Source organism: Neobacillus sp. PS3-12, from assembly GCF_030915385.1.
Lineage (GTDB): Bacteria > Bacillota > Bacilli > Bacillales > Cytobacillaceae > JAEVLT01.
This window is the reverse complement of the sequence record NZ_CP133268.1, coordinates 3,291,175-3,315,360: the sequence shown is the minus strand read 5'-3', so window position 1 is coordinate 3,315,360 and position 24,186 is coordinate 3,291,175. Positions and strand designations below refer to the sequence as shown.

23 protein-coding genes and 4 pseudogenes are annotated in these 24,186 nt (G+C 36.4%); 8 read left to right on the top strand and 19 right to left on the bottom strand.

Going from position 1 to position 24,186, the window contains the following annotated elements:
* Positions 1–33: 33 nt before the first annotated feature.
* A complete protein-coding gene (locus tag RCG17_RS16820; RefSeq protein WP_308171288.1) occupies positions 34–465 on the top strand; it encodes a MarR family winged helix-turn-helix transcriptional regulator in 432 nt (143 codons plus the stop codon).
* 53 nt (positions 466–518) lie between these two features.
* Entirely contained in the window at positions 519–824 is a 306-nt protein-coding gene (locus RCG17_RS16815) for an iron-sulfur cluster biosynthesis family protein (protein ID WP_308171287.1), read from the top strand.
* A gap of 189 nt (positions 825–1,013) precedes the next feature.
* Here the strand turns inward: RCG17_RS16815 and hprK are convergent.
* The 9 genes and pseudogenes from hprK to RCG17_RS16770 form a co-directional block, all read right to left on the bottom strand.
* Positions 1,014–1,936, bottom strand: a pseudogene (gene hprK, locus RCG17_RS16810) (HPr(Ser) kinase/phosphatase).
* Between the two features lie 218 nt (positions 1,937–2,154).
* Positions 2,155–2,451 carry a hypothetical protein gene (locus tag RCG17_RS16805; RefSeq protein ID WP_308171286.1) on the bottom strand — a complete coding sequence of 99 codons (297 nt, stop codon included), beginning with the start codon at positions 2,449–2,451 and terminating at the stop codon, positions 2,155–2,157.
* Between the two features lie 189 nt (positions 2,452–2,640).
* Positions 2,641–3,609, bottom strand: a complete 969-nt coding sequence (locus RCG17_RS16800; RefSeq protein ID WP_308171285.1) for a DMT family transporter — start codon at positions 3,607–3,609, stop codon at positions 2,641–2,643.
* 271 nt (positions 3,610–3,880) lie between these two features.
* On the bottom strand, positions 3,881–4,405 hold the full coding sequence (locus tag RCG17_RS16795; protein WP_308171284.1) for a GNAT family N-acetyltransferase: 525 nt from the start codon (positions 4,403–4,405) through the stop codon (positions 3,881–3,883).
* Between the two features lie 606 nt (positions 4,406–5,011).
* The gene (locus RCG17_RS16790) at positions 5,012–5,458 is read right to left on the bottom strand and encodes a PCYCGC motif-containing (lipo)protein (protein WP_308171283.1); all 447 of its coding nucleotides are present in this window, start codon (positions 5,456–5,458) and stop codon (positions 5,012–5,014) included.
* Positions 5,459–5,672: 214 nt separating this feature from the next.
* Complete coding sequence (locus tag RCG17_RS16785; RefSeq protein WP_308171282.1) at positions 5,673–6,137, bottom strand: hypothetical protein; 465 nt, start codon at positions 6,135–6,137, stop codon at positions 5,673–5,675.
* A 164-nt stretch (positions 6,138–6,301) separates the two neighbouring features.
* Positions 6,302–6,484, bottom strand: coding sequence for a hypothetical protein (locus RCG17_RS16780; protein ID WP_308171281.1), 183 nt, complete (start codon positions 6,482–6,484; stop codon positions 6,302–6,304).
* A 169-nt stretch (positions 6,485–6,653) separates the two neighbouring features.
* Positions 6,654–8,036, bottom strand: coding sequence for a 4Fe-4S binding protein (locus tag RCG17_RS16775; protein WP_308171280.1), 1,383 nt, complete (start codon positions 8,034–8,036; stop codon positions 6,654–6,656).
* Positions 8,020–8,469 (bottom strand): hypothetical protein, encoded by a 450-nt coding sequence (locus RCG17_RS16770; protein ID WP_308171279.1) that lies wholly within the window; start codon positions 8,467–8,469, stop codon positions 8,020–8,022. Before RCG17_RS16770 ends, RCG17_RS16775 begins: the two co-directional genes overlap by 17 nt.
* 367 nt (positions 8,470–8,836) lie before the next feature.
* On the opposite strand from RCG17_RS16770, the pseudogene RCG17_RS16765 reads away from it, so the two are divergent.
* The 3 genes and pseudogenes from RCG17_RS16765 to RCG17_RS16755 all read left to right on the top strand — a co-directional run.
* A pseudogene (locus tag RCG17_RS16765) lies at positions 8,837–9,270 on the top strand (multicopper oxidase domain-containing protein); the annotation flags it as partial.
* Between the two features lie 39 nt (positions 9,271–9,309).
* A complete protein-coding gene (locus RCG17_RS16760) occupies positions 9,310–10,296 on the top strand; it encodes a multicopper oxidase family protein (protein WP_308171278.1) in 987 nt (328 codons plus the stop codon).
* A 184-nt stretch (positions 10,297–10,480) separates the two neighbouring features.
* Positions 10,481–11,808, top strand: a pseudogene (locus RCG17_RS16755) (NCS2 family permease).
* 342 nt (positions 11,809–12,150) lie between these two features.
* On the opposite strand, the gene RCG17_RS16750 reads toward RCG17_RS16755, so the two are convergent.
* The 3 genes and pseudogenes from RCG17_RS16750 to opuFA form a co-directional block, all read right to left on the bottom strand.
* Positions 12,151–13,338, bottom strand: coding sequence for an MFS transporter (locus RCG17_RS16750; protein WP_308171277.1), 1,188 nt, complete (start codon positions 13,336–13,338; stop codon positions 12,151–12,153).
* 82 nt (positions 13,339–13,420) lie between these two features.
* Positions 13,421–14,949: pseudogene (gene opuFB, locus RCG17_RS16745) on the bottom strand (osmoprotectant update ABC transporter permease/substrate-binding subunit OpuFB).
* Positions 14,942–15,895: an osmoprotectant update ABC transporter ATP-binding subunit OpuFA gene (gene opuFA / locus RCG17_RS16740; RefSeq protein ID WP_308171276.1), complete on the bottom strand. Its 954-nt coding sequence runs from the start codon at positions 15,893–15,895 to the stop codon at positions 14,942–14,944. Before opuFA ends, opuFB begins: the two are co-directional and overlap by 8 nt.
* Before the next feature lie 515 nt (positions 15,896–16,410).
* Here opuFA and RCG17_RS16735 point away from each other — a divergent pair.
* Complete coding sequence (locus tag RCG17_RS16735) at positions 16,411–17,142, top strand: hypothetical protein (protein ID WP_308171275.1); 732 nt, start codon at positions 16,411–16,413, stop codon at positions 17,140–17,142.
* A complete protein-coding gene (locus tag RCG17_RS16730) occupies positions 17,139–17,369 on the top strand; it encodes a hypothetical protein (protein WP_308171274.1) in 231 nt (76 codons plus the stop codon). Before RCG17_RS16735 ends, RCG17_RS16730 begins: the two co-directional genes overlap by 4 nt.
* A gap of 68 nt (positions 17,370–17,437) precedes the next feature.
* Here RCG17_RS16730 and RCG17_RS16725 read toward each other — a convergent pair whose 3' ends face one another.
* Entirely contained in the window at positions 17,438–18,511 is a 1,074-nt protein-coding gene (locus RCG17_RS16725) for a heavy metal translocating P-type ATPase (protein ID WP_308171273.1), read from the bottom strand.
* Positions 18,508–19,647, bottom strand: a complete 1,140-nt coding sequence (locus RCG17_RS16720) for a heavy metal translocating P-type ATPase (protein ID WP_308171272.1) — start codon at positions 19,645–19,647, stop codon at positions 18,508–18,510. Before RCG17_RS16720 ends, RCG17_RS16725 begins: the two co-directional genes overlap by 4 nt.
* Positions 19,648–19,837: 190 nt before the next feature.
* Between RCG17_RS16720 and RCG17_RS16715 the strand changes: the two genes are divergently transcribed.
* Positions 19,838–20,302 (top strand): hypothetical protein, encoded by a 465-nt coding sequence (locus tag RCG17_RS16715; RefSeq protein ID WP_308171271.1) that lies wholly within the window; start codon positions 19,838–19,840, stop codon positions 20,300–20,302.
* Between the two features lie 56 nt (positions 20,303–20,358).
* On the opposite strand, the gene RCG17_RS16710 is transcribed toward RCG17_RS16715, so the two are convergent.
* Genes RCG17_RS16710 through nosD form a run of 5 tightly spaced genes read right to left on the bottom strand, consistent with a single transcriptional unit; the run spans position 20,359 to position 24,155 of the window.
* A complete protein-coding gene (locus RCG17_RS16710) occupies positions 20,359–21,015 on the bottom strand; it encodes a hypothetical protein (RefSeq protein ID WP_308171270.1) in 657 nt (218 codons plus the stop codon).
* Positions 21,012–21,383 carry a FixH family protein gene (locus RCG17_RS16705; RefSeq protein WP_308171269.1) on the bottom strand — a complete coding sequence of 124 codons (372 nt, stop codon included), beginning with the start codon at positions 21,381–21,383 and terminating at the stop codon, positions 21,012–21,014. The genes RCG17_RS16710 and RCG17_RS16705 overlap by 4 nt, the downstream gene beginning before the upstream one ends.
* Positions 21,380–22,051, bottom strand: coding sequence for an ABC transporter ATP-binding protein (locus RCG17_RS16700; protein WP_308171268.1), 672 nt, complete (start codon positions 22,049–22,051; stop codon positions 21,380–21,382). The genes RCG17_RS16705 and RCG17_RS16700 overlap by 4 nt, the downstream gene beginning before the upstream one ends.
* Positions 22,048–22,842: an ABC transporter permease subunit gene (locus RCG17_RS16695; RefSeq protein ID WP_308171267.1), complete on the bottom strand. Its 795-nt coding sequence runs from the start codon at positions 22,840–22,842 to the stop codon at positions 22,048–22,050. Before RCG17_RS16695 ends, RCG17_RS16700 begins: the two co-directional genes overlap by 4 nt.
* The gene (gene nosD / locus RCG17_RS16690; protein ID WP_308171266.1) at positions 22,830–24,155 is read right to left on the bottom strand and encodes a nitrous oxide reductase family maturation protein NosD; all 1,326 of its coding nucleotides are present in this window, start codon (positions 24,153–24,155) and stop codon (positions 22,830–22,832) included. The genes RCG17_RS16695 and nosD overlap by 13 nt, the downstream gene beginning before the upstream one ends.
* Positions 24,156–24,186: the final 31 nt, after the last annotated feature.

Sequence of the window (24,186 nt, the reverse complement as noted above, 5' to 3'; positions counted from 1 at the left end):
ACCAAAGATAAATTGACCGCTTTGGAGGTTTAAATGGAAAATTTAAAAACAAACATAACATTGGATTTCATTAGGATATCCAATCTTTTAAGCAGATATGGATCAAAGATGGTTGCAGATGTTGGACTGAATAGTATACAGCAATGGGTTATTCTCAGAACCATCATTGAAAAGGGAGAAATTTCAATTGGAGAATTAAAAGAAGAGACACTCGTAACCAAACAAAATATGACAGGGATGATCAATCGTTTACAGCAGTCAAATTTAGTCGCTTTATTTCCAGACCCTGAAGATAAAAGACGGACTCGTGTGAAAATAACAGAAGAAGGAAATCGTGTATATGAGAAATTGAAAGCCTCCAGAAATGACTTTAATGCCAATACCTATCATATTTACAATGACCATGAAATAATGGTATTAAGCGATTTACTTAGTCGACTCATAGACCATTTGAAAGAGGAATAATACATTTTCCAAGTATTTATCATAATATCGCGGGATAAAGGGAGGGGTTATTTATGCATATTGAGATAACAGAAATTGCGTTGGAAACCTTAAAACAATTATTAGCCAAAGACAAAAGTAAACAAGCCGTATATATCTATTTGGCAGGGATCGGTTGCGGAGGCGGAGGAAAAGCTAGCTTTTCACTTACACCTGTAAATCAAAAAGAAGATGAAAATGTACTAGAAGTTGAGGGTATAACATTTATTTACGATCGTTTAATTTTATTCCACACGAGACATATACTAATTGACTACACCCCTTCTGCCTATGATCAAGAGATACGAATTGATAGATTTACATTAAAAGATGCCAAATAGGCATCTTTTTATTAGAGTGTTGAGAATCATTTTTGCAAAAAAATTCCAAATTTGACTTTGTGACATAATCATCTTGGTCCGCTTTATAGACTAACTTAAATTTTTCCTTCTTTTGTCCGAAGGTGTCCCTTTCTCAAAAACCAGAAAAAACAGCGGACTGTAGAAAGTCCGCTGTTTTTTTATGTACTATTACCAGTTCGAATCAGATTCTAGCCTTCTCATAAACTCTTCTGCAGCACTGTACCCTTCCTTCTTCAGAAGCCAGTTATTTGCCGCAGCCTCAATTAGCCCCGCCACATCACGGCCAGGCTGGAGCTGTATCTCTATATGTGGAATACGAACGCCCATAAACTCTGTAAATTTAAGTTCGTGATCCAATTCATTATTAAGGGAATTTTTTTGCCATTTTGTCAGTTCAATATCGAGCTCGATCCTCGATTCATCTTGAAAAGCTTTTCTCCCATATAAGCGGACTACATTTAAAAGACCAACGCTCCTTAGGGCAAGAAATTCCTTCGTTTTCCCATCATGAGTTGCTAAAATGGTCCGTGGACTAAGCTTTTTTAATACAACGATATCATCAGCCACTAGCCGGTGTCCTCTGCCAATCATCGTGTGTGCCGTCTCACTTTTGCCGACACCAGATTTTCCTCGAAGTAATATGCCCATTCCATACACATTAATACAAACTCCGTGCACTGCGATCTCAGGAGCTAATGTTTTTACCATATAATCATCAAGCTTCATAATAAATTCAGAAGTTATCTGAGGCTCGGTTGTACATAATAACGGGATCCCTTCTTCTTCACAATACTGAGTTAAATACGTTAATCCTTTCTGCTCAGCAGTAACGATAAAGCACGGCGGGTGGTATTTAACAATATTCCCGATTCTCAACTGCCGCTCTTCTATACTTAATTTATGCAAATAAGTAATTTCTTTTCTTCCAAGTATTTGAACACGTTCCGTTGGAAAAAAATCAAAGTGACCAACGAATTCCAAACCCGGACGATGGGACCTTGATTGCTTAATAGATTGGTGTAATTGATTTTCCCGGTCAATACTTTCAATGAAAATTTTCGAACTAAATGTTCAACCGTTAATACATTCACTTCTATGGCACTCTCCATCTTTAAAAACTTTTATATTCTACACTTTACTTGTAAAAGGGTATTTAACTCAATATTTTTCTATAAAAATAATCCTTAATAAAAAACGCTACTAGATTATAACAGCAATTTGTGTCTCTTTAATATATTTTAAAACTCAAAAAAAGACGATTCCTAAAGTAAGGAATCGCCTTTTTTTGGATAATATGATGGACTATAAATCAGCGGGCTGATAATACTAAAGGTTGAATAGTTTCAAATTCTCCTGCAGCTGGCTTAAGTTTTAACACTTGCTCAAAAAGCATGCCCTTCTTCGATTCTAAACTTGCACAATTCGGCTTTTTGCAGCAAGGACATGTCCCATTCATTACAGCAACATAAAATGGATACATTTTCTTTGTGTCTATATTTTCTTTACAAAACAAGCGCGCTTTTTCCCCGCCCAAAAAGGTTAATATACATTGATATGAACGCTGTCCGTCATCAAAATCTTCAAAAGATACATCTTTTACAATCAAGCAATTTTCCACTTTAATCTCTCCAATGTAAGTTATTGATTTAACTTTTTCCCTCGTCTAAAAATCACTTTCTTATTTTACCATCTTATCTCAAAAGTTAATATGGTAAAAGCTCTTATAGATGTTTTTCTTATCTATTTGTACGTTGGCAGCCTTTATTAGCATTAGCTTTTATATCTTAATAGGAATTTATACTTTAAACTCTTTCTTCAACTTTTCATTTAGCAATACATTTACATTTTTCTCTACTGCGTTAACCATCCAAATACCGATACATACTAATATAAGTGCGACAATATTTTTTAGTTCAAATATGGTTTCTCCTAAAAATATGGCGGAGAGGACAGAGCCGAAAATTGGTGTTAGAAAATTATATACAGAAACTAGGCCTACATTATTATATTTTAGTAAAAGATTCCATAATGAAAATGCGATTGAAGACAATAATGCCAGATAAATTAAAAGGAAAGAAGACTTCAGCGTAAAATGATCAACTTGTCCGCCAGACACCTCTCCCAAAAGGACTAGGATAATCCCCCCTATAAAAAGGCTATATCCTGTTATGACCATAACATCCATGCTTTCTGTAAGTTTTTTTGAATATATTACTGCCACTGAAAAAATAAGGGCAGCAATAATAACAAAACCATCTCCAATAAAATTAAAAGAAAATCGCAATAGTTCGGAATTAAAATTTACTGCAATAACTCCAATAAATCCTATCATGCATCCGATTGCCTTCGTTTTCGTTAACTTATCATCCTTATATATATAATGAGCTAATATAACACCAAAAAATACAGCTGTAGAATTCATTACTGACCCTTTAACTCCAGTAGTGTTTGCTACACCTATATAAAAGAATATATATTGTAAAGTGGTTTGAATAACACCTAAAGTAAATAATCTTGAAAAATTTCTCTTTGAAAAACTAAATATTCTCTTTCCAGATAATTGTGCAAGTGTTAGTAAAATTACACCAGCAATAACAAACCGATACCCTGCAAATAAAAATTTTGAGGCTATATCATTAGTATTAATATTAAATAATATATATCCTATTTTTATCGCTGGATAAGCACTCCCCCATAATAAACAGCATAATGTTGCAATCGCTGCAACGAATTTTGCATTTGTAAACTTTTTATGATCAAACAAATAATCTGCTCCCTCGGACAATAAAATTATGCTATTTCCCATATGCATTTTTAGTATAGCATGAAGTATTTTTAATTTTTATGGAAAAATGTTGACAAGTTACTAGCTTTCTTTAATGAATGATCTTTACATGGAAAATCTATAGAAAAAAGGGGCATATCGAAATATTAATTCAGATATAAAAAAGCCAGACACCATAAATAGACAAATGTATAAGTGTCTTTATATGCGCCTGGCACTAGTATTGTTGATAAAATTTTCATTTAGATTCTTAATTTCGTAGCACAGTAATAAAACCATCCAAAATTTCATGGCTTACAACAAATCCTTTTCGTTTATAAAACTCCAAGGCATCGTTATTACCATTCGAAACAAAAATAAAATAATCCTCGACATCAGTGAATTGCTTCAACCAATTCATCGATCTATCAAAAAGCTCCGATCCAATCCCGTATTTTCTATAGGCTTCCCTAAGATAAAACTGAGATAAACAACCGACATTCTTTCTACTAACAGAAGTAATGTCAAAAAAAGGGGCAAAATCATTGGAATATGTTTCTTTGGGAGAAATGTTTGAGTATGCATATCCAACTATCTTCTCATCGTCTTTAGCAACTACAATTTGATTGTAAATTGCATTCTTTATAGAAGGAATCATTCGTGTTTCAAAATTCATGCTGTCAAACAATTCAGGTTTAATTTTTGCTTTTGACTTTTGAAAGACCATGAGTTCATTGCATAACTCTCTACAATATTCAGCTTTATCGTCAGCTATGACTTCATATTTTATATTCATTTTGACTCCTTTATTTATAAACATTGATTGAACCATTGTCATTCTACCATTTGTTAAATCCTTTAGGAAATGTATCTGGTTTTACATTTATTTAACATTCCGCCACTTCTGTTTCACCTTTAATGTTATTCCATATTCTAACGGAAACAATTGCAATTAATAGCAACGATAAGATAACTAAAGTGATACCATCTGCTTACGTTATTAATACCTTTAGTGTTGAATAGTATCAATCACAAAAAAATAATGAAAAGATTAGAGCGATTGCGCAACAGTGAGCAATCTATCTGTTGCATCGCTTACATGGCGAATGTTTCCGCTTTCATCCACTTTGTTCATTTATCAGTTAAGGTAGATAATACAAATAACCACTCAATGAAAAGAGATTTTACTCAATGGAAAAATTCAAAAAGAAAATTATTTATGCTCTTGAAGTTATTGGAAGAAGAAGCCCGTATTACACTTTTTCTCAACACATGAAATAGGTTTCTAACAAAGCTTAATAAAACATTTATAAACAAGAAGGTGCAGGAATAAAATCCCTGCACCTTCTTTTAAAACATAATTAATGTTTAAATTAAATAGATCTTTTTTACAGACCAATATTTATTTTTTCGGCTCAGGTGTTGGAGTGCCTTCACCAAGATTTCCATATTTCTCAGTCACTAAATCATAAATTTCCTTTGGACTCTTTCCATCTTGATTCATTTGAATCGCGTCACGCGCGATATTTACACAAGTATCTCACGATATACCATGCTGGTCCCATGATTCAACAGTATTATTTGGTCCCATTTTACCAATAAAACAATTAAGGTTACTCTTATGACCATCTGCTGTACATCCGCAAAAACATGGAACTTGGGATAAAACCTTCGGATAATTTGATGCCATAATATACGTTTCTTGAACCTTTGATGATGAATTCAAAACATAACTCGGCAATGGCTGATTTTTCTTATTAAAAGTTGTATTGGCTTTTTGCGTCCCACATCCAGCTGCAATGACCGCTAAAGCAATTATTATAATTAGTATCGATGTAAACCGTTTCATATTTCACCTCGTTCCTCTCTCAGATGATTTATAATCCATTTTACAAAACACATTAGGTGAATGATTACACCTCTAAATTAAAGGAAGAATGTGCAGAAAGTTAGCAAAAACTATGGACATTTGATGAAATAAAAAGATGAGTATGACGAAAAATATATTCAGGAATTAATCAATTTCCTTAATTTAACCACTCTTTTTTACTGTTTAATCCTTTTTATTGGGCTAGCATAAATGCGATTTTTTGTATTCTGCTCCCTTTTTCCATCCTGGAATTTTCGATGATTTGGTACTCATTGACTAAATGATTGTATTCCTCATCCGTTAATTTGTTTTGTTTTTTTGTCTTAAGATGCAATTCAAAAACAATTCGTGTTAATTTTTCACTTGAGGAATGAAATAATAGGGCATATTCCTTGATTCCTCCATAAATGAATGGGTTCATATTTAATTCCTTTTTGTTTTCATGCATTCTTCTGATAGTTTGATAAAGCTCTTCTTGAATCTTTTTGTTTGTTTCGTATAGATTTTCATAATAATTTTTCTTTGATAGAAATGCGATCCTTACTTTTATCGTGGGATTAAAAACGCTTTTTTGAACTTTTAAATGTTCGGTAACTAGCCGATTTATTTCTACCAAAATTGCGATTAATTCTTCTTTGTAACTCCTTTTAGTTTCCAATATCAACAGCTCCATTCTTGTGTGAAAAGATACCATTGTTACACCAAACGGTTCAAAATTAGTTAGCATCTATACCAAAAGAAACTATAAACCTGAATAACGAATAAAAGCTGAAGGAGATATTGATCTCTTCAGCCTTTTATATCATGCAATCAAAAAAAAGATTACTTATTACTGCTTTTTTTCATATTTTTCATTTGATCATCAGTCATGTTCATTTTTTTACCGTCTGATTGTTGTGTTTGCTTATCACTCATTTTTTTGTCACTGCTTTGAGAATTTGAACATCCAACTACTCCGGCTAATAATAAAGAAGCCATTAATCCTAACAGAATTTTTTTATTCATATGAATCAACTCCGCTGAAAAAAGAACAGTTTGTATGAGGAGAATATAGCTGATAAATATGCAGAAATTATGCATTTTAGTAGGGTTCATAAAATTGTAAATGTTAATTTGACAAATAAGAAAACGACCAGATGTTTTAAACCTGGTCGTTTTGCAAAAAATATTGAAATTAAACCCTGTGCATCATTGGCATTGAGAACAGATAAATATTTGCTACTGCAAGCAATACCATTAAAGTATAGTAAGGTACTAATGCTTTAAATGAACCTTTATTTCCAATTCGGTAAGCAGTATAGATGGAACCAATTGTTCCAATGACGATAATGATATACTGCAGCATTTGTACAGTTGAAGCAGGCGCGAAAGCAAGGTCACCTCTAGTGACGTTAACACCAATTACTGATGCTGAGTTATACCAGATCGCTTTTCCTTCAGTGATAATATGGAACAAGTTATGAGCGAGGTGCCCTGCTAAATCTAAAGGAATAATAGCATAACCAAATTTAATAAAGTTTTGTTTCACCTTTTCTACAGAACCGCCTGTAATGGTAGCAATTTTTGCAGTTCCAAATAAAAGACCTACTGGGATTGCCATTGCAATAATAAATGCAACGGTAAAGTTTATATTATAATTGCTGGTACCAGTTACAGAACTAATTGCTTTTAGAATGTCCTGCCAAATGGCAATCATCGTAATGTTTTGTACAAACACAATCCCCATGATGACAGCTGCTAAAAATGTATGTTCAATCATAGGTTTTTTAATTACCCATAATTCGGATGTAGGCACACGTGGTGATATCCTGATTGAATCATTTGGACAGTTTTTCACACAGTTTCCGCAAAGGTTACAATCTGCTGCTGAATCCATTGTGCGAACAAATTGGAACATTGGGCAGCCTTCTGCCTTTTCGCTTCCTTTATAACAAGCTTGTACTTTACAAGATTTACACACTTCAGGCGTTCCACGAAGTTCCAGGGAACCTGACCGAGAATAGTTTCCTGACAATCCCCCTAGGAAACATAAAGTTTTGCAAAATGTTCTTCTTTCATAAAAGACCGATGTTCCAACTACCATGGTTACAAGTAATAAAAGTAAGTAACCTGAACCTCTTGGGTTTTCTACAATTCCCCAAATATGATCACTATAGGTAATGGCAATAAAGAATAGATCAATAAACCACAGACCGTATTTTCTTAAAAACTTTGGTGCGGGGCGTTCACTCCCAATTGTTTTACGAATAATGTCACTAACTTTACCAAAAGGACAGATCGCACACCAAAACCGGCCGATTAATACGAAGAACAGCGGGATTAAAGGCCACCACAAGACCCAAGTCAACGAAGTACCCAAGTTTTTTGACGGGTCAACGGTCCCAGCCACTAATTCATATACAATTCCTGAAAAAACAATTAGTACAATCCATTGAAAAAGACCAGGATACCATTTGCTTTGGATGAACTTTTTAATGAAAGGAACCTTTAATAAATTAACTGGTTGTTTTTCTAGTTTATTTTTCTCTTGGTCTAGTTTATTATTTGGAATTGCCATCGGTACCATCCTTCCGTCTAAACCATTTATTCCAAACACCAATCATAATAAAGGCAGCATTTACGACTCCATAAGTTCCCAAAATCTTTGCATTTGGAGGTGTTTCTTTTATTGGCTTATCTCCCATATCCATGCCTGGCATATTGTCCATATTAGAACCACTCATATCCGTTTTTTTGTCTTTCCCACCCATATCCATGTTGCTCATGTCCATGTTTTTGTCCTTGCCGCTCATGTCCATATTGCTCATATCCATGTTTTTGTCCTTACCGCTCATGTCCATATTGCTCATATCCATGTTTTTGTCCTTACCGCTCATGTCCATGCCTTGCATGTTGTTACTAGAATTCCCGTTTCCATTTGAGGCCAGCGCCATTCCACCACCTGTAAGTATAAAAACTAGTAAAGCTAAAACTATTATTTTAACCTTCAAAGCATTCACCTCATTCCTAATATGTTTAAATTAATTTAGTTGGTTAACCTATGTAAAATACAATAATGGAAAAGTGTGCAGAAACTTTGAGTTTTTTTTGTACAAAGTTTGTCTTTTATTACTTTGAAAGTAAATGGACATAAATTTGAAACTAGACAATTTGCTTTTGATACTATTTAAAACTTTTGCTAGTTTTTCTTTTTCAAAGACCAATAGGTTATTGTATTAAAAATATCAACATCAGAAGAACCGTTCTAATTCCCTCCCCCATAAAAATCAAAAAAATGTGTAGAAATCCTTATTTTCTGCACATTTTTATACTATTGTAAACTTATTAACTTAATTAAATGTTTTTGGGAGGAAAACGATGAAAAGAAAGTTATTTGTCATTCCGATTATTTTGATGATCGTATCGGTCTTTTTAGCTGCATGTTCAAGTAATAAAAATACAACCACAACCCAAAGTAAACCAAGCACGGATAAAAATTCTTCATCAAACTACTTCACTTTAGAGGCAAAAGAAACCAAAATAAAATATAACAACAAATTGGTCGAAACTGCCCTGACATACAACGGAAGTGTGCCAGGTCAGGAAATTCGGGTTAAGGAAGGACAAAAGGTAACCATTCATTTCAAAAATTCATTAAAAGAAGCAACTACACTGCATCTTCATGGATTAACCGATCTGAATAAAATGGACGGTGTCCCAGATGTAACGCAAATGCCAATCAAGCCGGAAAAAGTTTCGATTACACATTTACTGCACCAAAGCCCGGTACTTATTGGTTTCATTCTCATCTAAATGAATCTACCCAGATTGGCAATGGATTATATGGTGTTTTGATTGTAGAGCCAAAAAATGGCGAAAAAGTAAATGTAGACAAGGCAGTTACCATTAGCGAACGTTCATCTATGGGTTCAATGGACGGCATGGGTAATATGAACATGGGCGCTATGAGTAATATGGGTAATATGAATATGGGAAGCACAGATCATTCCCAATCCACCATGTCCAATCACTCGGACATGATGATGAATATGTATGACATGCCAATTATTAATGGAAAAGCTGCACCTAGCATTCAGCCAATTACAATAAAAAAAGGCGATAATGTAAAATTGAGATTTGTGAATTTCGGCTTATTTACGCAGAACATTCAAATCCCAGTTCATAAATTTATGGTAACGGGTTATGACGGTGTCAGGGTTAATAAACCAACTTTAACCAGTAATCAACTGATCCAAATTGCCCCTGGAGAGCGTTATGATGTTGAATTTAAGGCCGATCAACCAGGCAATTGGGGAATTAAAATATACGCAGACAACAATAAAAGTTTAAAAGCCGTTATCCCTTTAACCTATAAAGGATATGAAAAACAAAAGGTTAAAACGGAAGGAACGATTAACAAATTCTTTGATTTTTCTACTTACGGAGAAAATAGTAAAACGGCAATTCAATCGCCAACAAAAGCATATCAAATGGTTTTGAGCTCGAGTGATGGAGGGAATACATTTACCATCAATGGCAAGAAAATGCCTAATTCGGAAGTGTATAATGTAAACAAGGATGACGTAGTTAGATTTACAATCAAAAATGAAACAAATGTAGACCATCCAATGCATCTGCACGGACATCATTTCCAAGTGTTATCTAGGAATGGAGTGACCTTTACTGGTTCTGAAGTAGTAAAGGATACTCTAAATGTTAAACCAAACGAAACATATATAATTCAATTTGTTGCCGATAACCCAGGTACCTGGTTGTTCCATTGCCATGAACTACATCATGCCGAAAGCGGGATGGTAAGTTTAGTGAAATATAATTAAATAAAAAAGAGGTTCAAATTTAATTAATTTGAGCCTCTTTTTTATTTAATTTCTCTCTTAATTGATCTAGTTTTTGAATTTCTAATTCATAAGAAAAGTAAAACCAACCAGAAATAAATAATTTTTTAAAAATATTGATTGAAAAACTGAATAAAAACGAATATTATTATTAAGTGTTTTTTTAATGTTCGTTTTTTTGGAGGTCATCATTTTGTTTAAACTTAGAGAAAATCAAACAAATATTAAAACAGAGGTAATAGCAGGAATTACTACCTTTTTAACAATGGTCTATATTGTTGTTGTTAACCCTGTTGTTTTATCCAGTGCAGGAGTTCCGTTCCCACAAGTGTTTTCTGCTACCATTATTGCTGCTGCCCTTGGCACCTTATGGATGGCGTTTTTTGCTAATTATCCGATTGCCATTGCACCTGGAATGGGGTTGAATGCTTATTTTGCTTACTCCGTTGTGGGTCATCATGGAAATATAAACTATGAAACAGCTTTTGCCGCAGTTTTTGTCGCTGGTATTATTTTTCTCATTCTTTCTTTAACACCTTTTAGAGAAAAATTAATTCAGGCTATCCCTGAAAATTTAAAGCATGGAATCTCAGCCGGAATCGGTTTATTTATTGCCTTTATCGGCCTTAAAATGTCTGGAATTATTGTAAAGAACCCGGAAAATCTCGTTGGACTTGGTAACCTGCACAGTACTTCTGTCCTTCTCACACTAGCTGGACTTTTTATAACTCTAATTCTCATGAGTTTCAGGGTTAGTGGCGCCATGTTTTTCGGAATGATTTTTACTGGGATTATCGCCGCTTTATCTGGTCAACTTTCCTTCCACAAAGGGGTTATTTCACTGCCTTCACTACCTGATGGTCTTATTATCACAAATCCGTTTCATGCATTTGGTCAAGTTATAAGCCATAGTCTTTATTCTGTTGTGTTTTCCTTTTTATTAGTAACTATTTTTGATACAACCGGAACTATGATTGGTGTGGCAGAACAGGCGGGGCTGATGAAAGGGAATACCCTGCCAAGAGCAAATAGGGCACTTCTTTCCGATTCATTTGCGACCACCATTGGTGCTATTTTTGGGACAAGTCCAACTACTGCTTTTATCGAATCAACTAGCGGGGTTGCTGCAGGGGGAAGAACAGGACTGACATCGCTCGTCGTCGCGATTCTTTTTTGGTTTCTGCATTCTTCAGTCCTTTGGTTGGTGCTGTTTCGGGCGTTTCAGCTATAACTGCTCCTTCATTAATCATTGTCGGAAGTCTTATGATGGGGACGATCGCACGTGTCCAATGGGACCAGCTAGATGAAGCTTTTCCGGCATTTTTAGTAATCTTGAGTATGCCATTGACCTCCAGCATCTCAACTGGAATTGCGCTTGGGTTTATTTCCTGGCCTATTTTAAAAATCGTAAAGGGAAAGTGGCGGGAAGTTCATCCACTTGTATATGTGTTTGCTATATTATTTTTCTGCCAGTTGGCCTTTTTACAAGGTTAAAGCTTTTGTCTTGTCTTACGTACACTACAACTCTAAGATAGCAACAAAACAAGCGGGGAAAAACCCTCGCTTGTTTTTTATTGCTTTGAGAAATGGGTATCTTTGGACAGAGGATAGCAAATTTGCGTTAGCTGTGTCCTAAGTTAAGGCAGCTTCGGACAAGGTGTCCCAAAATTGGTCTTGTGTTGTCCGAATTCAGGGCAGCTTCGGACAAAGAGTCCCAAAATGACCGCAGCGTTGTCCGAAGTCAGAGCATCTTTTCTTAGAAATAGGTTTCTCGACAATCTAAAAACAAGCGGGGCAAAACCCCGCTTGTTTTCATTTATTTATATTGATCATCATTTAAATACGAAATAAAATCATTAAGAGTGCAGCGATAATTGCAATAATACTGCTTGTGCTAAACGCAACAAAAGGTCCAAAATTCTGCCATAAGAATCCCGCTATAATACTAGCCGGTAAAGCAGCGATTCCGGTCATTGCGTTATATGTCCCCATCGCAGTTCCTCGTTGACCTTCTGGGACAATGTCAGCGATATATGCTTTTTGAATCCCTTCGGTAAACGCATAGTAAAGGCCATAAAATATAAATAACACCCAAATCCAAATAACGTTTTTGGCCATTCCAAATCCAAAATAAATCAATGCAAAGATAATAAATCCAGAAATTAGGACTGGCCGCCGACCAATACGGTCAGATAACATACCTACTGGAATGGAAAAAATACTACTGACTATATTTAGAGTAAAAAAGGCAAGCGGGATTAATGCTGGGCGCATCCCAGTGTCTAGTGCACGAAGAGAAAGAAACGCATCAGAAAAATTCCCGATAGTAAACAGCGTTGCAACTAAAGAAAACCAAATAAAACGTTTATTTACATTTTTAAAACCAATCTTGAGAGGTTTTGCTTGTTTTCCAGTTCCAGCTGCCTCCTTATAATTCAAGAAAAAGATAATAAGGATAATGGCCAAAACACCTGGAATAACCGATAACCAGAACACGAGGCGATAATTATTCATTGACCAAGCAAGTATACCAAAAGCGACCAGAGGTCCCAGAGCCGCCCCTAAAGCATCCATCGCTCGGCGAAACCCAAACGCCTTGCCCCGTTCTTCTTTTGTAGTGGAATTAGCAACTAATACATCTCTTGGTGACGTACGAATACCTTTACCAATACGATCAGAAAATCGAACGAGAAGCACCTGTCCCCATGATCCACTTAATGCAAATAGTGGTTTGGTTAAATTTGATAACCCATAACCAACCAGCATCAAAGGTTTATATTTACCGACCCGATCAGTAATCCAACCCGAAAATAATTTTAAAATACTTGCTGTACTTTCCGCGATCCCTTCGATAATTCCAATGGAACTTGTCTGAACATGTAATACACTCGAAAGATACAACGGCAAAATTGGAACAATCATATTACTGGAGAGATCGGTAAATAAACTAATAAAACCAAGTGCAACAATAATCGGATTCATTGTAAAAATCCTTTTAATTTTGGTTTTAGAATTGGGAGCCATTTCCTCACCTCTTATTCATTTAAATCCAAATATGCCCATCTATTAATATCATATGGTTTTTATTCTCCTATAATGTTCATCATTATTTTTTCAGGAGACCTTCCTTTGTTAAGAAATCTCTGGCAACAGCCTCAGCACTCTTTCCTTTAACACCGACCTCATAATTCATTCTTTGCATTTGGCTGTCTGTAATCTTCCCAGCCAGCTTGTTTAATGCTGCTGCAAGCTCAGGATATTTTTGGATGGTTTCATTTCGCAATAAAGGAGCCCCTTGATATGGCGGGAAGAAATGTTGATCATCTTCAAGAGCAACGAGATGGTACTTTTGCAGTTCACCATCTGTTGAATAAGCATCCATTAGATTAACTTTGCCTGTTTGAATGGCATGATACCGAACAGACGGGTCCATGGTCACAATGTTGAAATGCAATCCATATTTTTCCGCCAGCCCAGGATATCCATCTTTTCGATCTGCAAACTCAGGATCGAATCCAGCTGTTACATATTGCTCAACTTTAACAAGATCTGATATTTTTTTCAGATGATATTGTTTGGCAAAACTTTCCGGAACAGCTAATGCGTATGTATCATTAAATTGCATAGGTTTTAATAGAGCCATGTTCAATTTTTTCGCTGCGCCCACCTTTGCCTGTGAAAATACATCCTTGCTATTTGTATTTATCGGGTTTTCTTTGAGTAAATCGGTAATGACGGTTCCCGAAAATTCCGGATACATATCAATATCCTTCGATTTTAATGCATTAAAAACAAAGGTTGTATCGCCTAATCCCGTTCTCAACTTCACCTTTAAGTCTGTGTTTTCTTCGATAAGCAATTTATACATATTGTCGAGAATTTCCGTTCTGGCCCCAGCTTACCAGCGATCACAATCGTCTTTTGTCCGCCTTTATGAAGAAATGCTGGAGCAATCATCGAACCAATGATTAGAACGATAATAAGAGCAAATGCACCCGATGATACGATTATTTTTTTAAAAGAAATGCTTTCAAGTCTTCGGAGAAGAAGGTCAAAAATAATCGCTAAAAGTGCAGATGGTACGGCTCCTAGCACCACAAGAGAATAATCATTTCTGTCAATCCCCAACAGAATAATATCCCCTAAACCGCCGGCACCAATCAATGCTGCAATGGTTGCAGTTCCAATAATGAAAATGGTCGCTGTTCGGATACCTGCCATGATGACAGGCATTGCTAAAGGAAGCTCGACTTTTATTAGCCTTTTTGTTCTGTTCATTCCCATCGCACTTGCAGCTTCTAAAAGGGAAGGATTGATCTCTTTAATTCCTGTATAGGTATTACGCAAAAGGGGAAGCAGCGCATAAGCGACCAAAGCAATAACAGCAGGAACGGTTCCTATTCCAAAAAGTGGAATCAACAGACCCAACAGGGCTAAAGAAGGAATGGTTTGCAATACTCCAGTAATCCCAATGATATATTCCGCCATTCTTTGTTTTCGGGTTAAATAAATCCCTAATGGGATCGCGATAATTAATGAGAAAAAGAGAGCGATTAGTGATATTTCAATATGTTGCATGAGGGCCGTGAGAAGCTGACCCTTCCTGGCTGAAAATACACTTAAGAAATTATTCATGTATTTGCCCTCCTTCCCTCATATATTGAGTCATAACCTTAAGAGCGTTTTGCCGGCTGATGAATCCTAGTAGTTTTCCATTGTCCTCGACCGCAATTTGTTCCAATAATGCTAATTGCTCTAATGCTTCAACTACTGGAGTTGATAAGGAAATGGTTTTCGTATCAGATAATACTTGTCCTGCTGGAACCTGTGTGATCAGTTCATTCAAATGAATCGGTATTTTCCGCCCTCCAACAAATTCACGCACAAAATCATTAGCAGGATTGGTTAAGAATTCGTGTGGAGTTCCTACCTGAACGATTTCTCCATCTTTCATCAAACAAATACGATCTCCCAGCTTTAAGGCTTCCTTCATATCATGTGTGACAAAAACAATCGTTTTTTTCAGTTTCCGTTGAATTTCAAGCATGTCATCCTGCAATTTTTCTCGGCTAAATGGATCAAGTGCACTAAATGGTTCATCCATCAATAGAATTTCGGGGTCCGCTGCTAAGGCTCTTGTTACACCTACTCGCTGCTGTTGTCCACCCGAAAGTTCGTTAGGTTTACGATTTCGGTATTCTTTTGGGTCAAGTCCAACCATATTAAGTAAATCGTCAACACGCACAGATATCTTTTCTTTATCCCAATTTTTCAGTTCCGGTACAACTGCAATATTTTCGGCAATTGTCATGTGTGGAAAAAGTGCAATTTGCTGCAGGACATACCCTATATTCCAACGGAGTTCATTAATGTCATAGTCGCTTATTTTCCGCTCATTAATCCAAACCCAGCCATTAGACAATTCAATGAGGCGATTAATCATTTTTAATGTGGTTGTCTTTCCAGATCCACTGGGACCGATTAACACGAAAAATTCGCCTTTTTTTATCTCTAAATCTAATGATTTTACGGCAAAGGTCCCATTAGGAAACTGTTTCGATACTTGTTCAAATCGAATCATTTTACCTCTCCATTTCATTCTTGTTTGCAATATTTTTTATAGTAAGCTGTGTTAAATTTGGCTGTTGATTTCCGCTCCAGGCACTTGCTTTCCGCGGGCGTGTCGGGGAGCCACCTCGGCGCCATAGGCGCCTGTGGGGTCTCCCCTGACCCGTACTCCCGCAGGAGTCAAGTACCTTCCGCTCCAATCAACAGCGTTAAAAAATCAACAAATTCCTTTAACACAGCCTTATAGTAAAAAAGAAAAACCCCAACGAATATCATCGGGGCTTTGTATCCTTGTCCTAGCTTTACGTGTCATTATGAGTTCACGTAACGATAGTTTTCCCCACTAGAATTGTAATTATTAATGTTTTAATACTTTCTCTTACAATTTAGACTTTAAAGCTTTATCTGAGGATTTGCCAGTTTAATGGTTTACCGAAGAACGTAAGGAACTATTCATTTTCTTTCATGCTCAAACATATTTTGTAAAGTGTCATTTAACATCCATAATAAAGGAGGGAAAAGCGCATCATGAGTCATTTGACATCCGACCCGCCACAAACGATCCTTTCCAAAAATTATTCTTTACGTAGACGAGTCGTATGGGTCATAGTATCCCTTGCTTTAGGAATCTTAATTGCTGGTTTTTGGAACTACAAAATCGTGGACAATTTTGGAAGAAATATCATTGCGAACCGTACGATTGGAGAAACAGCTCAATTAGCAGGAAGTTTTCAAGAAAATGGGTTTGGCTTTGGGATGATCTTTGCTCTGATTGCAGGGGTTGCAGCCACTTTTACAGCATGCAATTGTGTCATTTATACGATGATTCCAGGCCTTGTTTGTCCTGCAAATAAAGGGAACTCCTCAACCAAGGCTACGGCACTATGGGCTTTTTTTATTTTTGTATTGGCAGTTATCCTTGTTGGAGCTATTTATGGTTTTTATGTAGGGATGCTTGGTGTGAAGGGTGCACATGCCTACAATGACCCTGTAATTCGTATCCATCAGGCTCAGGTTGTTTTTTCAATCATCGGTTTCATTATGCTAATCTGGGGAGCTATCACTTTTGGTTTATTTGACAGGTTCACAAAAAAATTTCCTTTGTCGATTCGAGAAAATATATCCAAACCAACAACTAAGGCTGGGATGTTGGGGGTTTTGGTTGGATTTTTTGCCATTGGCAGACCTTATCCGTGTTTCGGGATTTTCTGGGTTATGCAGCTGAGTCAAACAATCCGCTATATGGTGCTCTGGTTATGAGTATACAAGGATTGGGGCAAATTGCGTTAATGGCTATTTTGTTTCTCCTGATGTTAGGAGTTTTTCGTAATAGACTTGGAAGATGGGCAAATGAAAAACCGTATCAAGCCGAATTAGTGAGTGCAATAGCATTAATAATCGGAGGCGCTTTTTTTCTTTTTTATTGGGGGATAGGAATGTCCTTAAATATCAGTAATTGGGGCTTTAAAATGGGATGGTATCACTAAGGAAGCCGGTCCTTCAATTGGAAGGACCGCTTCTACCCGTAACTTCAGCCCTATATGATATGAAATTATTAAACTTTTACTTTTTTTAATCTTAACGAGTTTAAGATAACGGACACAGAGCTGAAAGCCATGGCTGCTCCTGCCACCCAAGGAGCCAATAGACCAAACATGGCAAACGGGATCATAAAAATATTATATAAAAATGCCCAGAGGAAATTTTGCTTTATATTGATGATGGTTTTTTTACTGATTTTGATCGCATCAACAACTCGATTTAAATCACCGGTAATAACTGTTACATCTGCTGATTCAATAGCAATGTCAGACCCAGTCCCGATCGCAATTCCCACATCCGCAACTGTTAATGCTGGTGCATCATTAATACCATCCCCTACCATCACCACCCTATTTCCTTCTTTTTGCAATTGTTGAACAATGGCAGCCTTTTCTTGCGGCGTAACCTCTGCATACAAACTTTTTATTCCTGCCTGCTTCGCCACATCTAGTGCTGTGCTTTTATTATCCCCCGTCAGCATCACTACTTCTAACCCCAAACCTTTCAAACGGGAAATCGCCCTTTTAGAAGTGGGTTTAATTTCATCGGCAACTGCAACAATTCCGGCAAAACGAGCGTCAACCGTTACAATCATCACTGTTTTCCCCTCTTCTTCAAGCTCTTCTACAAGAAGTGATGCTTTACCAGGAATGCTAGAATAATTGTTTTTATAATATCGAGGGTTCGAAATCACCACTTTTTTTCCGTTTACTGTTGCTTTGACACCGTATCCCGGAAAAAATTCCACCTCTGTTGGATTTGGAAGGTTATGAATCTTGCTTTCTGCCCTCGTGACAATCGCTTTTGCTACAGGATGCGTAGAAACACTTTCAACTGCACCGATTAATTCCAAAAAAGCATTTTCACTAAACTGTTCAACATAAAGATGGGTTACTTGCAGTTCCCCTTTCGTAATGGTTCCTGTTTTATCAAACATTACGATGTTATTTTTCCCAAGCAATTCAAGGAATTTCCCTTCTTTAAAAAGAATTCCCAATTGGGCAGCCCTTCCGCTTGCTACCATAACCGATGTAGGCGTAGCAAGCCCCAGGGCGCATGGACAGGCAATGATTAATACTGCAATCACTTTTTCGATTGCTTCGTAAAAGTTTCCGGCAAAAAAATGAAATACCAGACGATAAATGTGACGACTGAAAATAAAAAAACCCCAGGTACAAAAATAGCTGTAATTTTATCTGCTATGTATTGAATCGGTGCCTTAGAAGCTTGTGCCTCTTCTACAATACGAATAATTTGTGACAAAGTCGTTTCCGAATCTTTTTTTGTCACTTGAACTTTCATTAAACCATTCTGATTGATGGTCCCGGCATAGACATTATCCCCAATCCTTTTTTCAACTGAAATACTTTCGCCTGTTAATAAAGATTCATCAATCATGGAATTCCCTGTGACCACTTGTCCATCAACCGGGATTCTTTCACCAGGCTTTACCCAAATAACATCTCCCGGCAAAATTTGATCAATTGCTACTTTCGACTGTTTCCCATTCAAATCCAAAGTTGCCGTTTTTGGCTGTAATTGGTAAAGTTTTTTGATTGACTCAGTTGTTCGCATTTTTGTTTTTGTTTCCAGCAGCTTTCCTAATAAAATAAAGGTCATAATAAAGGCACTAGTTTCGAAGAACATCCCGATGGCATGCGTATGATTTCCTGTTTTTAAAGCTGTAATCGTAAGATAATGGCTGTAGAAAAAAGCCGCAGACGTGCTTAACACTACTAAAACATCCATGTTTGCACTTCCATTTTTCAGTGCCTTCCAGGCGCTCTCGTAAAATTGAAAGCCAATGACAAACTGAATGGGAATGGTAATAGCCAATTGAAACAATGGATTCAAAAATAATTCCGGCACTTTTATAAAAGAAGTCACCGAAAAATGAGCAAACATCGCCCATGCCAGAGGAAAAGTGAGTAAGGCGGACAAAATAAATTTCGTTTGGAGAATTCTCATTTCTTTTCGTTTTAGTTGGTCTGATTCGGGATTATTATGAATGAATTCGTTTGCGGCAAATCCAATATTATTAATTTTTTTTATGATATCTTGAATGTTTGTCCGATTTTTATTAAACGTAAATCTTCCTTTTTCCGTCGTTAAACTAACGTTAACGTCAATTACACCTTCCATTTTGGAAACAGCCTTTTCGATTCTCACTGCACAAGCAGCGCAATGCATCCCCTTTATCTCTAAAAAGTTAGTCTCTTCCATAAACCTTTACCACCACACTACTTTTTTGAACTATTTTATTAATGAAAAATTCCATTTATTCAAATTTCCTGCAGATTAATTATAAAAGAATGGACAACTCCTAAAATCAAATTCAAATGACTAACATGAATAAAGCTGTCATTAACATATATATCAAGAGGGAATATTTAGGAAGGATGTGAAGGACAATATGCTTTTTACGATAAGTATGATGTTGATTGTTCTGATCTCGCTTATTGTGGTTTATACCACCCACATGAAAAGAAAACAAATTTCTTCCATGGCAGGTACGATCATTAGTATGACAAATTCAATGATGGCGAGCATTGCTTTGGGGATTATTTTAGGTATCAATGCTAAAGATATGGATTTAACATCTCCTATCATTGTTTCTGTTTCAATCGGCATGATTGCGGGATATGTAACCGGAAGACCAATTTCTCTATTGGCTTCTCTTGAGGGGATCATGGCAGGTATTATGGGCGGAATGATGGGTGCAATGTTAGGAGTCATGTTACAGCCAAATTCCGCACAATTGATGATAGCCTTTTTAGATGTGATCTACATATTAGTGACAGCTCTACTGCTTCGTGTAATTGACCAGGAAATAAAGACTAAGAAAAATGATCACTCAAAGAAAACTTTTATCGGTTAATCTTTTCAATAATCTTTCGAAATCTAATTATCAAACTTAAAATAAATCCTTGCCAATTAGCGGTTATTAACAAAAGCGATTTTCAATGTACCAATTTGCGAAATCAGTAATTCTTCATACTTTTTATTGGCAAGGAAATATATTTCCTTCTCCTCGGCTTTCGGATTTGCCTTCTTTACCTGATTCATAACATCCAGTTGAACCTTCTTGGACAAAACAATTAATTGGTATTGCGAGAGTTCTTTATTCCAAAAGCGTTTCTCACCATACGCTTTTATCATTTTTAAAGCATTCGGCTCTTTGCGGTATATTTGCTTTACGTCATCCATTTCCTTTTTTACTTCCGCTTCAGAAGCAGTATAGCCTTTTTCTTTTGCGAGTAAGGCTGCGGCGTGTAACCTGATCATTTGGGTAAGCAAGGTATTTCTGTCTATGGCAGCTTTTTCCTGGTTATTCCAAAAGCTAATCGATTCCTCTAACTCTTTACCTTGAAGTCGATTCCTGTCCGCTTCTCGGTTCATCTCAACCTGAATTCGATTAATTACTTTATAAAAATCTAAATCTTCTTCCGTAATTGTATCGCTATTTATTTTTGCAACTATTTTTTTGTTTGCTTCTGATGCCATTATTCTGTTCGAGTGTTTTTCATAGGCAATAACACAGCCCATAACCAGCAGCAATATCGTAATTCCTATTCTAATCGTCCGTTTCATTCCTTGTTTGTCCTTTCGACCTTAAATGAAAGTGCACTTTCCATCTTTTGCTTTCCATTCGTAATGTTAACATCCGCAATCCAATCTCCATCCATTGGCAGCTGGACATTTTCTTTATAAATCCCATTTCCATTATCATGGAGGACCACCTCAATTTGTCCATGGTCCATTGTTTTCATCTCCAGAATAGCTTTCACTACCAAACCGGCAACAGGTTTGCCATGGTCTTTTATTTCCAGAACCAATGGAATTTTTTCTCCTTCTTTAAAATTAACTTTTTCCTTGATAGCGGTTTGCCAGTGTCCAGATGAACTACATCCAGTAAGAATCAGCCCAACAATCCCCATTAGAATCAAGCTGTTCTTCATGATACAATTTCTCCTTCCTCCAATTTGCTTAAAAAATCCGCAACCGTGTATTTTGTGATAAAACCATTTTCAAGATAGGCAACATGTGTGCAAATTTGTTGTATTTCCTCCATATGGTGGGAAGAAAAAAGAATGGTTTTATTCGTCAGTGTCTGAAGGATTGATAAGATTTCCCTTCTTCCAATTGGATCGAGTCCGCTTGTCGGCTCATCAAGAATTTGAATCTCGGAGTCATAATACAGCATGATGGCTAGCCCAAGCCGCTGCAGCATTCCTTTTGAATAACTCTTTACCCTCGCATGACGATCATCCCAGAGGCGTACGTCCTTTAGGGTTTTTTCAATTTTATTTTCATCTATTCCGTTCTCTGCAAATGACGCAAAGAATTCGATATTCTCCCATCCCGTTAACAGAGGGTATAAAGTAAATTTTTCAGGCAAATAAGAAACAAATGGTTTCCATTGTTCTTTTCTAACAGGAATTCCATTTAGAACAACGGAACCTTTTTTGACAGGCAACAGGCCAAGCATCGAGTGGATTAAAGTGGACTTGCCCGCACCATTTTTTCCAACAAGCGCACATCTTTCATGCTTATCAACAACTAAATTAACTTCCGCTAAAATTTGTTTTTTTCCGTAAGATTGTGACAGCCCTTCCACTACAATCATTCAACCTCCCCCTTTCTGTTAAACCATACTGCCAATTCAAATGGAATGACCGTCCAAATCAATAGAATGATAAACAGATAATAAGTTGGTGACATCCAAACCATCTGTTGAACGATTTTCGATAGATGGTCGAGTGATAACAAACCTAATGCGTTCTCCAGGAAGAAATAAATCGTGTGCAACGGATCGAGAAAATAAAAAGCTGAAAAAAATTCAATCGTATTTTTCGTTTCGGAAGGCAATAAATAAAGAAAAATAAGATCAAGTAAATACAGAAAGCCAAACCAACTAAAAATAACTGCCCCTGTAAGCTGTAAACGATTTTTGCAAAAACTGCCCAAAAAAATCCCGATCTGATTAAAAATAAAAAGCAGCACTACAATAGCCAGGAGGTATGCCAGAAAGCTTTTTAAATGAAACGGCTGAATGAATTTCATTGGGAGTGCAAGAACAAAATTCCACACAATAAAAATACCAATTAGAACAGTTTGTACGGCGATACTTTTTCGTAAAAGAAAACCGCGGTACGACTCCTTTTTTGTAAGGAAAATCATTAATGTCTTTTGTTCCTTCTCTGAAACAATAGACAGTGATGAGATAAATAAACTTAACAGTGGAATGAGATAAAGATTCATTTCGTAAAGGGATAAAAGCATCGCTTCAAACCCTTGTTCCGAGGGAAATGAACGGGATTGAACAAGAATAAACATAGATGCTGCGCATGAAATAGCAAGCGCAATCCAAATGCCGATACTGCGTGATTCTTCTTTCCATTCTTTTAATATGTACATTTAACTTTCCTCCTTCGCCTAATCAGCACATAGCAGGCACCAATTGCCAAGATAAACGGGGACATCCACGTCCAAGGGAAACTTGCCTTTTGTTCAACCAGCGGATATGCATCTTCAAACATAATGTCCTGGCCGTTCATCAGCTGTCCCAATTTTTCATAAAGGGAAATTGCGGGACTTTTCATGAATAAATAGGCTAGCTCATGCTCATTCAATAGTTTGTATAACGAAGATTTATAGGCTATTGGGAAATCCCCAACCCCATCCTGATTTAAATCTGATAAAGGAAATCCATTGCCCCAATAGTTTCCTCTTCCCTTGTCGCTCCAGCTATTATAAGAACGGACACCATCCGTGATAACCGGTGACGTGTTATCGAAAAAGCGATTACCCGCAAATATTTGATTATTTGAACTGGATAAAACTTCGATTCCAACCTGATTTAGAGAAAATTTATTATCCTTGATTTTGTTTTTAAATGAGTTATCGATATAAATCCCCCGTACATTATGAAAGAATTGATTGTTAACAACTTGAACATCCTCACTTTCCAGCATCAGGATTCCAAATGCCTTTGGTCCTTCATGGAAAGAAAACTCATTGTCTTTTAGTTGAATGTGCCTGGAAACCATAATGGCTGCACCTGCACTATTAAGTGTAAAACGATTATGATAAAACTGATTACCATCGGAATACATATAATGAAGTCCGTATCGGGTTTTTTCGACTAAATTATCGCCCACTTTATTTCCTTCCGATTTATAGAAATAAATTCCATCACGTGTTTCTTTAATCTTGCTATGAAAAAGACGGTTGTGATTGGAGAAATTTAAATGGATGCCATTTCCCTGTTCGCCAATTTTATTTCCTCCTAATCCCGTAACCTTTATGTTTTCAATTAAATTATTATTTGCATAATCCAAGTACACCCCGTGATAGGAATCAGAAATTCCAATATTTTTAAGGACATTTCCATTTGCATGGGTGATTTTTATACCTGCATATTCCTCCAATGTATTGCGATTTATGCTTCCATGCATGATTTTCAAGCTTTCCAGTTTTACGTTCGAAGCTTGAATCGTTACTACATTATCCTTTCCATCTCCACGTATCACTGTATTTTGGGCGCCAACGATGGTAAGAGGTTTTTTAATCACAATATTTCCCGAATACACCTTATTATCTAAATGAATAATCCCATTTCCAGGTGTGCTGTCAATTTTCTGCTGTAAAGAAACTTCTGCACTAGCAAAAGGAGAATAAAAGATCCAGATCCCCATTAATACGAAAAATAACGTAATAACTTTCTTCATCAATGTCCCTCCATTCCAAAAGTATTATTAG